This is a genomic window from Micromonospora sp. WMMA1949, assembly GCF_027460145.1.
GTDB lineage: Bacteria > Actinomycetota > Actinomycetes > Mycobacteriales > Micromonosporaceae > Micromonospora.
This window is the reverse complement of sequence record NZ_JAPZBG010000001.1, coordinates 4,904,508-4,918,213: the sequence shown is the minus strand read 5'-3', so window position 1 is coordinate 4,918,213 and position 13,706 is coordinate 4,904,508. Positions and strand designations below refer to the sequence as shown.

The window sequence follows — 13,706 nt, the reverse complement described above, 5'->3', positions numbered from 1 at the left end:
ACCTGTCACCCGGCCCGGCAACGCGACCCATTGCCCCACCGCCGAAAGCGTCGTTCGAGCCAACACCGCGCCGACTCTGAGCGGTCGTGGTCGTCGACGGGGAGCGCTGTCGCTGATGACCACAGACGTGCCGAAGAACTCATCGGACGGACAGCCCTGGTTCGGGTGGCGAGCCTAGGATCGACCTTCAAGCCACCTGGACGATTCGGGCAGGAAAGAGCTTGATCATGAGTAGTGCATTGGCCGACATCCTGAATGCTGCCGCGCACGGGCACTTTCCCGCACCGGACGGCGGAACCACGGTAGTGCCACAGCCAAACCATCGCGATGCCGGAGTGATCGCGTTCACCGCACACTCGGTGGTATTCACCGACGAGGATCCGCTCTGGGTACGTGGCGTCCTGGCGGCCCTGGACTGCGATGCCCTGGCCGCCACCATGAATCCGGGCTTTTTGAGCGCGCTGCTCGGCCGGACAGGGCGATCCATGGACACGATTGATCTGCTGACTGTCGCGAGCCCGCTCGCCGGCGCGCCTCCCCTGCGACTGACCGAGCTGTTGGAAGCCGATCACCCCCGAGCGGGCAGAGCGCGCCACCGTCGTGACAACATTCGCGTCTGGGCGGCTGACGGCGGGGTGATCGTCCTGAGCCAAGGTGTGGCGGGCCGCTGGGAGGCCTCCATAGAGGTCGATGAAGGGCTTCGTCATCAAGGGCTGGGGCGGTCGCTGGCGCTGGCCGCACGGCATCTGGTGCCTGATCGGCAGCCGGTCTGGTCCCAGCAGGCCGCCGGGAACGCCCGCAGCGTGCGGGCGTTTCAAGCTGCCGGGTTCCGGGCGGTGGGAGCCGAAGCGCTGCTCCTGCCCGGCCGCCGAGCTGCAGGCTCGCCAACGGACCCTGTCGGCGGTCACGGGCCAGTCGCACAACAGCACGGTATCGGTGTGGACCGCATCAGGGCAGGTGGCCCGCGCTCGCGTACTGCCTTCCGGGCGTCGTCGTGATCACAGTCACCGGATTGCTGGTCGTCGTCGCCGCAGTCGCCGCCGGGTTGCTGCCGCTGCCTGTCCCTGGCGCACAGAAGTGACCCGTTGCCGTGCGGTACGACGCACATCAGTCTGATGTTTCGAAGGAACGGGGGAAGTGTGGTTTCGGACGTCGACCGGCGATGGCTCCGGGAGGCCGTCGAGACCTCCCGGCTCTGTGTGCCCAGCAAGACGGCTACGCCGGCGGAGCGGTCACGTCTCACGCGCGATGTCCGTGACGATCTCAGCGACGTACCGCTTGCTCGTCGCGGCCGCACGGGACGGCGACGGGTGATCTGCTGGCCCGACTGAGCGCGCCCCGACCCGCGAACCGCTGAATCGCGGCATGAGCGGACGCCACCCTGGCCCGTGCGGCGACCGGGCTCGCCGGTCACGCCGGCGTTTGGCCCGGGTGTCGGTTCAGGATGAGGTCACCCGCGCGACGGAGCACCTGCGCCCGGGACCGATCGCCGTGGTCGGCGGCCAGGAAGTGCTCGCCGATCAGGAGGCAGAACGCGAGGACGCTGCGGGCTTCCACCTCGTCCGGGTCGTCGCAGAAGGTGCCGATCATCTCCCGCAGGAGGCCCATCCGCCGGTTGTCGACCCTGCGGAGACGATCGGCGATCACCGGGTCGCGCCGGGCCCAGTCACGGATCGCCAGGTCGATCGGCAGCAGCCGGTCACTGGAGAAGGTCTGGACGCCGGCTCGGGCGATTCGGGTCTTCGGGCTGCCGCCTTCCTTCTCGACCCGGTTGATGACCTCGTCGGTGCTCTCCCGCTCCCAGGTGTCCACCATGGCCGTCAGCAGCGCATCACGGTCGGCGAAGAAGCCGTAGAAGCCGCCCTTGGATACGCCGAGCCGCTTGGCCAGCGCCTCGACCCGTACCGCATCCGGACCGCCGGATGCGAGCGCCTCAAGGCCGGCCTCGATCCATCGGTCTCGCGGGGTCCGCGTTTCGAACTTGATGTGATCCACCTCACTCCACCGTATACGGCACCGTACATGGCCAGCTAGCCTTCCGTATACGGCAGCGTACACGGGGGCGCTGCCGCCCAGGAGGTCGTCATGAACGTCTTCGGTCACGTGGCCGCCCTCTACGAGCGGGAGCGGCCCGCTTACCCGGCCGGCGTTGCCGATGCGATCGTCGCCTACCACGGCAGCGGGCCCGCCTCGGTGGCCGAGATCGGCGCTGGCACCGGCAAGGGCACCGAGGTGCTGGCCGCCATCGGCGCGCCGCTGATCTGCATCGAGCCGGATCCACGCAAGGCCGGCCTCCTGAAGGACAAGGTTCCGCGGGCCGAGGTGTATACGGGAACGTTCGAGCAGTGGACTCCGCCGCCCGGCGGCGTGGGCGTGCTCGGCTGCGCCATGGCGTGGCACTGGCTGGACCCGCACACCCGGTCCTCCCGGGCCCGCGACGCCCTGGCACCCGGCGGCGTCCTCGCCCTGTTCGGGCACCGGTACGGCTTCGCCGACGCCCGGCACGCGGCTGCCATCCGATCGGCGCTGGATTCCCTTGACCCGGCGCTTCGGGAACCTCCGGCCGACTGGATGTACCACGACGTGATGGCCAGCCACATGTTCACTGACGCCCGGATGCAGCAGTTCCATCGCCATCTGCCGCTCACCCGGGACCCGTACCTCGCACTGGTACGCACCTTCGGCCCGTTTTTGACCGCCCCGCCGCAACTGCGGCAGCGCGGCCTCGAACTGCTCGGCCGGGTGGTCGACGACCTCGGCGGCACGTTGACTCTCGACCTGCGCACCACCCTGACCCTGGCCCGCAACGGCGCCGGAGTGATGGCATGAACCCGGTCTGGCTGCCGGTCGTCGTGGTCCAGGGAGCCTGGCTGCGCTCGACTCTGCGGCTCGCGTCGGCACCGGGTGGCGGTGTCAGCGGCACCGTCCCCGGCCCCGGGGCGGAGCCGCTGCGCCTGGCCGTACTGGGCGACTCGACCGCCGCAGGCTGCGGCGTGACCGACGGCGAGGAGGCGTTCGCGGCCAGCCTCGCACGGGCACTGGCCGCCCGCACCCGTCGGCCGGTCGACTGGCAGGCCGTCGGCCAGTTCGGCGCCACCTCCCGCCGGATCCGATTCCAGCTCGTGCCGCGCCTCGACGACGACCTCGACCTGGTCGTACTGCTCGCCGGCGCGAACGACGTGCTGGCCGGCCGCGGACCGGACCTCTGGCGCGAGGACCTGACCGGTATCCTCGCCGGGCTCACCCGCCGCGCACACCGGGTGGCGGTAGTGGGACTTCCGCCGTTCACCCTGTTCCCGGCCATTCCGGCCACCCTCGCGCGCTATCTCGGAGAGCGCGCCGCCGCACTGGACGCGGTCACCCGGGAGGTCTGCTGCGACCACCCCCGAACGTCGTTCATCGACCAACCCGCCGGGACGCCGCCACCCGACTTCTTCAGCATCGACCGCTTCCACCCGTCGACCCACGGATACCGATTCTGGGCACGGGACGTCGCCGACCGGCTCCGTCTTGGCCAACCAGCGCCCTGACGAGCCGGCACGACCTGCACACCGGCGGGTCCCTGGGTCGTTCGCACCGTTCGCACCAGGCGGGTCCACCATCGGGTTATGGCTGCGGCGGTGGCGCACTACCGTCGGTCGGCATGACCGGTGTCGGGATCGAGGTGACCGCGGAGAACTACCAGCCGGAAAACGCAAACGGTGCGCGCTGAAGTGGACCTCAGCGCACACCGTGGGGTTGTCGTTTGTGTCCGAGAGACCACACGAACCATTGCCCCACCGCCGATGAGGATCGGCAAAACCTTGCGGATAACCCAAGTCCATCTGGTCGGTGACCTCTTCGGGCACGCCGAAGAGCGAGGAGCAACGCCGGCTGCTCGATCCGCAGCGTCAGGCGGTCCTGCGGGCGGCGAGGCGTTCGATCAGCGCGGGCGAAGCGCGGCACGGACGCACGGGGCGAGCGGTGCCTGATCGGGCACGTCATGCCAGACCCGGCCACCTGTACACCGCCGGCGCGGGCCTGCCCCGGGGATACGGCAACCGTCCCGGGCTGACGGCCGAGCGGTTCGTGCCCGACCCGTACGGCCCGCCGGGTGGTCGGATGGCGCTTCACGCCGAGCGTGTTCGGGGGCGACCTGCTGCTCTGCACGGCCGGCCCGTCCGGGCTGGCGGATCAATGGCGTCCCTACATCGGCGGTCACATCACCACGCACGAGGTCGCCACGACGCACCACCGCATGATGCGCACCCCGGCGCTGAGGCAGCTCGATCCCGTCCTGGCGGCGGTCCTCGCCGACCTGGACCGGTAGCACAGGTGCAGGCGCCGGCCGTTTGTGGTGCCGGCAACAGAGTGTCAAGCCGGACGGCAACGTTTCAGATGCCGGAACTTTCCGCCCGCCGGATCCCATCATCCGAAAGGTTCTACCAGAACTATGCGTGCCTCGGTTGGAAACAGGCAGGTCAACTCACTTCGGACGGCCCGAGGACTCCAGTAACGGAAAGTAAGCGTGCATGCGCTGAATAGCACAGTTGCCGGAGGGCACTTAATCTTCGCAATCAGGTCCGTGAATATTTCACGGCCTGCCGACAGGACAGGGGCCCTCCCTCGGCTGCCGATGGAAGGGCCGGACAAACGGGGGTGTTCCCAGGATGGCGCTTCGGGTACTCATCTGCGACGAGCGACCGCTGGTCACTGCCGGCTTGCAGCGGTTGCTGTCGGCGGAGCCCGACTTCGAGATCGTGGGTGTGGCGGACAGCGGTGTGCACGCCCTGATGCTCGTACGCTCCGAACGGCCCCACGCCGTGGTGACCGGCTTACGCCTGCGCGGAATGTCGGGCACCGACCTGACCCGTCGGCTGCGCGGCGACAACGAACAGACCAACCCCCCGGTGGTGGTGTACGCGGTCGAGGGCTCCGAGGAGACGCACACGGAGGTGCTGCGGGCCGGAGCCAACGCGCTGTTGTCGGATGACGCCAGCCGCGAGGAGCTGGTGCTCGCGATCCGGGCGGTGGCCCGGGGGCAGGCGATGCTCGGCCCGTCGGTGGCCCGGCGACTGCTCGACTGGTTCCGCAAGCACGAGACCGACCGGCCGCGTCCGCTGGACCCCCTGGCCATGACGCTCACCACCAGGGAGCGGGAGATCCTGCTGCTCACCGCGCAAGGGCTGTCGGTCGAGCAGATCGCGAGCAAGCTCTACATCGGCGTGGCGACGGTGCGGACCCACATCTATCGGCTGCGGTGCAAGCTCCAGGTCCGGGACCGCGCCCAGCTCGTCTCCTTCGCCTATCAGGCCGGGCTGGTCAACTTCAACTGACCGCGCGCGGTCGGTGGGCCGGGGCGGAGCCACCGACGGAAGTTGCTCAGCCCCGGCTGATCGGCGCATCCTCGACCACCTCGCGCGGTGGCGGCACCTCCCGGTCGGCCCCGGGCTCCGGCCCCGATGCCGGCGTCTCGTCGACCGGCTCCGGCAGCTCACGCATGGGCCGCAGCGGGCTGGTCAGGATCCAGAGCACGTTGAGCACCAGACCCACCGCACCGATGATCATTCCGGTCCGGAGGCTGAGCAGGTCGCCGACCACTCCGCCGGCGAAGGTGCCCAGGGCGATCACCCCGTAGGAGATGAACTTGTAGGTGGCGTTCATCCGGCCGAGCAGGTCGTTGGGGGTGATGGTCTGCCGGACACTGATCGCGACCACGTTCGACACGACGAGGAAGCCGCTGGCGGCGAACGCCACGGTCAGCACCACCACGGTGAACGCCGTGTTCGCCGGCGTCACGGCGATGACGACGAACGCCACGAACGGCAGGACGATCGACGCCAGGTACGAGCGGCCGATGCCCAGCCGCGCGATCAGCCGCCCGGCGGCGACGGCACCGAGCACGCCACCGATCGCCCCGCAGGAGCGGATCAGACCGATCGTCGCGGCGTTGAGGTCCAGCGCCCGGACGGCGAAGACCGGGAACAACGCCATCACCCAGTTGGCGAAGAAGTTGTAGAGGGCGGCGCTCACCACGAGGGTACGCAGCAACGGAGCGCGTACGACAGTCACCAGGCCCTGGCGGATCTGGGCCATGATCGGTGGAGCGCCCCCGGCAGGCGGCTCGGGCTGCGGCTCCCGGTCCCGGATCGACGCCAGCGTCACGGCCGACACGACGAACGAGATCATCTGTGCCAGCAGCGCGAACGGTGCGGTGAGCAGTTGCACCAGCACACCGCCGAGGCCGGGACCGCCGACTTCGGCGACCGAGTCGCTGGCCTGCAACCGGCTGTTCGCCGCGACAAGGTCACGAGACGGCACGATCGACGGGACGAACGAGTAGTAGCAGAGCTCGAACAGCACCGAGCAGGTGCTGAACACGAAGACCAGGCCCAGCATGATCCACATGGTCAGCGTGCCGGTCACCGCCAGGCCGAGGATGCCGAGCAGGACGACGCCACGCACCACGTCGGTGGTGATCATGATGGGGAGCCGGCGACGCCTGTCGATCCAGGCCCCCGCCCAGAGGGCGAACAACAGGTACGGCAGGAACGTCGCGGTGCCGATCAGGCCGACCATGGACGGGCTGGCATCCAGGGTGTAGATCGCCACCAGCGGCAGCGCCAACTGCGACACCTTGCTGCCCAGCAGCGCGACCGACTGCCCGCCCCACAACTTGAGGAAGCTGGCGTTGCGGTTCAACGGGACGTCTGCGGATGCCTTCACCTGCGGTCCTCCACTGCGGGCTCGCGTACGTCAAAGGGGGTTGCCGTGCGAAAGGCGTGCCCGGCGAACTTCAGGCTCGGGACGGGGGACGTCCCGGGCATACCGACGTTACCGCCAACCCGGGCACTCGGCCCGGCGACGTCATCAAGGTAAGCAAAATGATGGCGCTGATTACCTCGGAAAATGCGTTTGAGCCGCTCAACTGCAACCCAGCAGCGCCTGCCGAATCAACGTCACGAGGCAGACGCCGTCCTCCGCGCTGCCTAGCGTGAGGAGCATTCCGGATCAGATTCCCGCGACCGACGAGCGAGGGGCCATGACGCAGATGCGGCGAGAGGACGCCACGACGGATCGAGTGTCGATGCTGTCCGACGTCAAGCAGGAGTTGTTGCGGCGGCGGTTGCGGGAGCGGGCGTCGGTGCAACGGGGTGTGCCGGTGGTGTCGCGGGACGAGCCGTTGTTGCCGTCGTTCCAGCAGGAGGGGTTGTGGTTCCTGGACCGGTTGGATCCGGGGCAGACGGTCTACAACGTGCCGTTCGCGTTGCGGCTGCGTGGTGAGCTGGACGTGACGGCGTTGCGGTCGGGGTTACGGCTGCTGACCGCCCGGCACGAGGCGTTACGGACCCGGTTCACCACCGCAGGCGACGGCAGTCCGCGCCTGCTCATCGACGCTGCCGGCGACGGCCCGGACCTGCCGGTGATCGACCTGTCCACCGCCGAGGACCCGTTCACCGAAGCGGTCCGCCACGCCGACACCGAGGCCCAGCGGCCGTTCGACCTGGCCACCGGCCCGCTGCTGCGCGCCGCCCTGCTGCGCCTGCACACCGACGACCACGTGCTGCTGCTGAGCCTGCACCACGCCGTCACCGACGGCTGGTCGGTCAGCATCCTCACCCACGAACTGTCCGAGGCCTACCAGGCCCTCACCCAGGGCCGGCAACCCCAGCTACCCCCGCTGACCGTCCAGCCCGCCGACGTCGCCGCCTGGCAACGCCGCCACCTCACCGGCGACACCCTCCGCGAACACCTCACCTACTGGGAACACAACCTGCGCGACCTGCCCACCCTCGACCTGCCCACCGACCGGCCCCGCCCCGCCGAACGCACCTGGGCCGGCGCCAGCTACCGGGCCCACCTGCCCCGCGACCTCGGCCACCGCCTCCGCCGACTCGCCACCGACCACAACGCCTCTCTCCTGGCCACCCTCCTGGCCGGCTTCACCGTGGTCCTGTCCCGCTACACCGGCCAGAGCGACATCACCGTCGGCTCCGTGTTCAGCGGCCGCCACCACCCCGAAGTCGAACCCCTCGTCGGCTACTTCGCCAACACCGTCGTGCTCCGCACCGACCTCACCGGCGACCCCGACTTCCACACCCTGATCAACCGCTGCAACGACACCGTCCTCGGCGCCCTGCAACACCAGGACATCCCCTTCAGCACCCTCGTCAGCCACCTCAAACCCCCACGCGACCCCAGCCGAAACCCCCTCTTCCAAACCAGCTTCTCCCTGCGTTCGTCGGGGCCGGCGGATTCGGGTTTCGGATTGGGTGAGGTGCCCGGGGAAATGCTCCCCTTCCACACCACCCGGTCGCGGTTCGACATGACGGTGACCGCCATTCAGGGCCCCGATGACGAACTCGAAGTGCTCGTCGAATATTCGACGGAGTTGTTCGGGGAGGGTCGGGTTCGGCGGTTGGTCGCTCATCTGGGTCGGGTGCTGGCCGCCGCGGTGGCTGATCCGGGGCTGCCGGTGAGTCGGCTGCCGTTGCTGGACGAGGAGGAACAGCGGCTGCTGGACTCTTTCAACGACACGGCGGTGGACTACGGACCCGCGGCGTGTCTGCACGAGACGATCAGCCGGCAGGCCGCCCGCACTCCCGACGCGGTGGCCGTGCGTTACGCCGGCGCCGACCTCACCTACGCACAACTGGACCGACGCGCCAACCAACTCGCCCGGCACCTCATCGACCTCGGCGCCGGACCCGACCGGCTCGTCGGCATCTGCGCCCAGCGCAGCACCGAACTCGTCGTGGCCCTCCTGGCCACCCTCAAAGCCGGCGCCGCCTACGTCCCCCTGGACCCCGACCATCCCCGCGAACGCCTGCGCTACCTCATCGACGACACCGGCGTGCCCGTCGTACTCACCCAGCACCACCTCACCGACCGGCTCCCCGCCACCACCGCCCACCTGGCCCTGGACACGGACTGGCCCACCGTCGCCACCCACCCCGACACCCCACCCGAGACCACGGTCACCCCCGACAACCTGGCCTACGTCATCTACACCTCCGGCTCCACCGGCCAACCCAAAGGCGTCATGGTCGAACACCGCGCCATCGACAACCGCCTGCGCTGGATGCAACACACCTACCCGCTGCACGCCCACGACGCCGTCCTGCAGAAAACCCCCTACACCTTCGACGTCTCCGTCTGGGAGTTCTTCTGGCCCCTCATGGTCGGCGCCCGCCTCGTCCTCGCCCGACCCGAAGGACACCGCGACAACGCCTACCTCACCCACACCATCACCAGCGAGAACATCACCACCGTCCACTTCGTCCCCGCCATGCTCCGCCACTTCCTGAACCACCTCGACACCACCACCGCACCCACCACCCTCACCCGCGTCTTCTGCAGCGGCGAAGCCCTCACCGCCGACCTACGCGACCGCTTCTTCACCCACCTCGACGCCGAACTCCACAACCTCTACGGCCCCACCGAAGCCGCCGTCGACGTCACCTACTGGCAATGCCACCCCCACCACACCGACCCCACCATCCCCATCGGCCGACCCATCGCCAACACCCAATGCCACGTCCTCGACCCCCACCACCAACCCACCCCCATCGGCATCCCCGGCGAACTCCACCTCGCCGGCACCTGCCTCGCCCGCGGCTACCACCACCGCGACGACCTCACCCATCACACCTTCATCACCCACCCCACCACCGGCCAACGCCTCTACCGCACCGGCGACATCGCCACCTGGAACCCCGACGGCACCCTCGAATACCTCGGCCGCAACGACCACCAGGTCAAAATCAACGGCCAACGCATCGAACTCGGCGAAATCGAAAACACCCTCACCACCCACCCCCACATCAACCACGCCATCGCCGGCACCCACCAACCCGACCCCCACACCACCCCCCACCTCATCGCCTGGATCACCACCGACCACCCCCACCCCGACCAACTCACCACCGACCTACGCACCTGGCTCACCGACCACCTCCCCCTGCACCTCATCCCCGCCACCATCACCCCCATCACCCACCTCCCCCTCACCACCAGCGGAAAAATCGACCGCAAACAACTCCCCCTCCCCCACACCGACACCCCCACCCACCACCAACCCCACACCCCCACCGAACACACCCTCGCCACCATCTGGACCACCCTCACCAACAACCCCAACCCCCAACCCCACGACAACTTCTTCACCACCGGCGGCAACAGCCTCCACGCCATCCAACTCATCACCCACATCCACAACCACTTCCACATCAACCTCCCCCTACGCACCCTCTACACCCACCCCACCCTCACCACCATGGCCACCGCCATCGACACGGTCCGCACCGACGGCGCGGATCGGGCGACGGCCTCGTCGCTGGTACCGCTGCGAGCCGAGGGGAGCCGGACACCACTGCACCTGGTGCACCCGGTCGGCGGCTCGGTCGTGCCGTACCTGCCATTGGTCGCGCTGCTCCCCACCGACCTGCCGGTGTGGGGTTTCGAGGCCGCGGGGCTGCACGACGGCGAGCCGTGCACGGACCTGCCGGAGATGGCGGCCCGGTACGTCGCGGAGCTGCGCCGCCGCCAGCCGCACGGGCCGTACCGGCTCGGTGGCTGGTCGTTCGGCGGGATGGTGGCCTACGAGATGGCCGGCCGGCTGACCCGGGACGGCGAGCGGGTGGAGCTGCTGCTTCTGCTGGACACCTCGTCCCCGGCCGGGGACGGCCCGCTGCCGGACGACACCGATCTGTTGATCGACTTCGCGGAGGACGTCGCGGCGCTCCAGGACGCCGACGTACCGGCGCTGGACCGCGACCGGCTCGCCGCGCTGCCACCCGATGAGCGGACCGCGGCGGTCCTGGCCGCGCTCCGCGAGCGCGGACTCGTGCCGGCCGAGGCGGTCGACGAGATGGCCCGTCGCAGCGCGGTGTTCCGGGCCAACGCGTTGGCGTTCCGCCGCTACCGTCCGGCACCGTACGACGGGGTGGTGTCGCTGCTGACCGCGGAGGGTTCGGGCGACCACCACACGCGTCGGTGGATCGAGGCGAACCTCGCCCGGGTCGAGCACCGGCGGGTGCCGGGTACCCACTACAGCATGCTGCGGGAACCACACCTGACCGACGTCGCATCAATCATCGACGATCTGATTCACGAGCGTAGTTGAAAGCGACCCCGTCCGTCCCCGCCCGGTGCCGGCGATGCCGGCACCGGGCTGTCGACCAAGGAGCGTCACGGTGCGCACTACCGATGCACGTCACACCCCGGCTGTCCGCGTTGCGGGCCCGGCCGCCGAGGACTCCGCCCGCCCGCTGCCCCCGGCCACGGTCAGGGCGCTGCGCGACGCGGCCACGGCCGCGGCCGCCGGCGAGGACGAGGTACTCGCCGCTGCGACCGCGATCGTCCAGTTCGCCCTGCGACACCCGGGCGAGCTCGTCCTGACCGGGCCGGCCGGCCGGCGTACCGTCCCGGTCGACCTCGCGGAGCCACCGACCGTGCCGGGCCTGCTCGACCGCATCCGCGCCGCGGCCGTCGACACCGTGGACGGCATCCCGGCGCCGGACCCCCTGGTGTGCTGGTCCCCCGCACCGGCCGGGGACGGCCCAGTCCGCGCCGGCACTGCCCTCGCGCTGCGGATCGCCGGGCGTCCCGCCACCGCCGTGCACGTCCACGGCGAGGACCTGGACGGCAGAGCTGCGGAGCTGTTCGCGCAGCGGCTGCACACCGTGCTGACGCGCATCCCCGAGGCCGTCGCCGCCGGGCGACCGGTCACGCACGTCGTCGGGGACGAGGAGCTGGCGTGGATCCGCCACCGGCTCACCGGCGACCGGCTGGACGACCCGCCGGCCGAGCCCTGCCACCTGGCGGTGCTGCGGCACGGCGCGGAGAACCCGCACGCCCGCGCGATCGTCGACGGACCGGCCGTCCGCACCTACGGCGCGCTCCGCGCCGACATGCTCCGGTACGCGGCGGCGCTGCGCAGCCACCTCCCGGCCGCCGCGACGCAGCAGATCGTGGGCGTGCTCGCGGACGACCTGACGTCTTTCCTGACCGGTGCGCTGGCCGCGATGACCGCCGGTGCGGCCTTCCTGCCCCTCGACCCGGCCCTGCCGGTGGAGCGCATCCGCACGCTCGTCCGCCGAGCCGGCGCGAGCGTCGTGCTGACCGGGCCGGGGACCGACCGTTCGGCGCTGAGCGACGTGCCGGTCCTGCCGCTGGACGCCCCGGCACCGGCCGGTCCGCCGCCGGTTCCCGCCGGGGGCCCCGGCGACCTGGCGTACGTGCTGTTCACCTCCGGCTCCACCGGGACGCCCAAGGCCGTCGCGGTGGAGCACGGGCAACTGTCGGCGTACGCCCGTTCCGTGGCCGCGCTGCTCTCCCTCGGCCCCGGCGTCACCACCGCCAGCCCGGCCGGTATCGGCGCCGACCTCGGCTACACCGCCACGTTCCCCACCCTGGCCCACGGCGGCACTGTCGCGGCCGTCCCGGCGGACGCCCGTCTCGACGCGGGCCGGTTCGCCGCCCACCTACGCGCGGCCGGAGTCGACCTGGTCAAGATGGCCCCGTCCCACCTGGCGGCGCTCCTCGCCGACCCGCAGGGCCCGGCCTGCCTCCCGGCCCGCACGCTGGTGCTCGGCGGGGAACGGCTCGACCCCGCGCTGCTGGAGCGGCTCCGTGCTCTCCGGCCCGAGCTGCGGGTCTACAACCACTACGGGCCGACGGAGACGACAATCGGCGCGTTCGCCGGTGCCGCACCCGCCCGGCCGGGACGGGACGTCTCCCTCGGTGCGCCGCTGTCACACGTGTGGGCCGAGCTGCGCGACCCGGAGGGCCGCCCCACTCCGGTCGGCGTTCCCGGCCGGCTGTTCATCGGGGGTGCCGGGGTGGCCCGCGGCTATCTCGGCGACCACGAGCAGACCGGGCAGCGCTTCCAGTCGGTGGCCCATCCGCCCGGCCGGCCGGATCTCACCGGAGGGCGGGTCTACGACACCGGCGACGTATGTGTCCTGACCCCCGCCGGTGACCTGGTCTTCGTCGGCCGCGCCGACGACCAGGTCAAGATCCGCGGTTTCCGGGTGGAGCCGCGCGAGGTGGAGCGGACCCTGCTCGATCAGCCCGGGGTGCGCCAGGCGTGCGTGCTCGCCGAGGAGCGTCACGGCGAGTCGGTGCTCGTCGGGTACGTGGTGCACGACGGGCAGCCGGACCCGGCGGCGCTGGCCGACCGGCTGCGTACGCAGCTCCCCGAGGCGTGGGTGCCGGCCCGGCTGGTGCCCGTCGCGGAGCTGCCGCTGCTGCCCAACGGCAAGGTCGACCGGGCCCGGTTGCGCGCGGCGGCAACGGACACACCGGCCGATGCCGGTACGGCCGCCCCGGCGCCGGCCGACGACGTGACGGCCGTGCTCGCCATGGTCTGGGCCGACCTGCTCGGCGTCGACCGGGTCGACGCCGACGCCAACGTCTTCGACCTGGGCGCGCACTCGCTCACCGTGACCCGGGCGCTGGGTGTGCTCCGGGACCTGCTCCGGATCGACGTGGACACGGCGCTGTTCTTCAGCCGGCCGACCGTGCGGCTGTTCGCCGAGGCATTGCTGGCCGGCTCGGCCGCCGACCGGCTGCGCCGTCGTGCCGCGGTCGTCCGTGAGGTGCTGGAGCTGGCCGACGCCGCCTGAGCACCACCCCACCGGCCCCCGCCCGGAGCACCGAGCGGGGGCCGGCGTCGCACCCGGACCACCGGCAGGGCGGCGCACACACGACGACGGCCGGTGTCC

Annotated in this window: 8 protein-coding genes and 1 pseudogene; 7 read left to right on the top strand and 2 right to left on the bottom strand. The window is 70.8% G+C overall.

The features are described 5' to 3' along the window. Nucleotides 1-227: 227 nt before the first annotated feature. Nucleotides 228-857: pseudogene (locus O7607_RS23115) on the top strand (GNAT family N-acetyltransferase); the annotation flags it as partial. Nucleotides 858-1,410: 553 nt separating this feature from the next. On the opposite strand, the gene O7607_RS23110 reads toward O7607_RS23115, so the two are convergent. Continuing rightward, a complete protein-coding gene (locus O7607_RS23110; RefSeq protein ID WP_269705271.1) occupies nucleotides 1,411-2,103 on the bottom strand; it encodes a TetR/AcrR family transcriptional regulator in 693 nt (230 codons plus the stop codon). Between O7607_RS23110 and O7607_RS23105 the strand changes: the two genes are divergently transcribed. The 4 genes from O7607_RS23105 (at nucleotide 2,086) to O7607_RS23090 (ending at nucleotide 5,315) form a co-directional block, all read left to right on the top strand. Next, on the top strand, nucleotides 2,086-2,829 hold the full coding sequence (locus O7607_RS23105; RefSeq protein WP_269705270.1) for a class I SAM-dependent methyltransferase: 744 nt from the start codon (nucleotides 2,086-2,088) through the stop codon (nucleotides 2,827-2,829). The genes O7607_RS23110 and O7607_RS23105 overlap by 18 nt on opposite strands. Further along, nucleotides 2,826-3,530: an SGNH/GDSL hydrolase family protein gene (locus O7607_RS23100; RefSeq protein ID WP_269705269.1), complete on the top strand. Its 705-nt coding sequence runs from the start codon at nucleotides 2,826-2,828 to the stop codon at nucleotides 3,528-3,530. The genes O7607_RS23105 and O7607_RS23100 overlap by 4 nt, the downstream gene beginning before the upstream one ends. Nucleotides 3,531-4,093: 563 nt before the next feature. After that, on the top strand, nucleotides 4,094-4,309 hold the full coding sequence (locus O7607_RS23095; protein WP_269705268.1) for a hypothetical protein: 216 nt from the start codon (nucleotides 4,094-4,096) through the stop codon (nucleotides 4,307-4,309). A 340-nt stretch (nucleotides 4,310-4,649) separates the two neighbouring features. Continuing rightward, nucleotides 4,650-5,315, top strand: a complete 666-nt coding sequence (locus tag O7607_RS23090) for a response regulator (RefSeq protein WP_269705267.1) — start codon at nucleotides 4,650-4,652, stop codon at nucleotides 5,313-5,315. 46 nt (nucleotides 5,316-5,361) lie between these two features. Here O7607_RS23090 and O7607_RS23085 read toward each other — a convergent pair whose 3' ends face one another. Beyond that, a complete protein-coding gene (locus O7607_RS23085) occupies nucleotides 5,362-6,705 on the bottom strand; it encodes an MFS transporter (protein WP_269705266.1) in 1,344 nt (447 codons plus the stop codon). A 316-nt stretch (nucleotides 6,706-7,021) separates the two neighbouring features. Between O7607_RS23085 and O7607_RS23080 the strand changes: the two genes are divergently transcribed. Together O7607_RS23080 and O7607_RS23075 are read left to right on the top strand one after the other, a co-directional pair. Beyond that, the gene (locus O7607_RS23080) at nucleotides 7,022-11,104 is read left to right on the top strand and encodes a non-ribosomal peptide synthetase (RefSeq protein ID WP_269705265.1); all 4,083 of its coding nucleotides are present in this window, start codon (nucleotides 7,022-7,024) and stop codon (nucleotides 11,102-11,104) included. A gap of 70 nt (nucleotides 11,105-11,174) precedes the next feature. Continuing rightward, nucleotides 11,175-13,607: a non-ribosomal peptide synthetase gene (locus O7607_RS23075; protein ID WP_269705264.1), complete on the top strand. Its 2,433-nt coding sequence runs from the start codon at nucleotides 11,175-11,177 to the stop codon at nucleotides 13,605-13,607. Nucleotides 13,608-13,706: the final 99 nt, after the last annotated feature.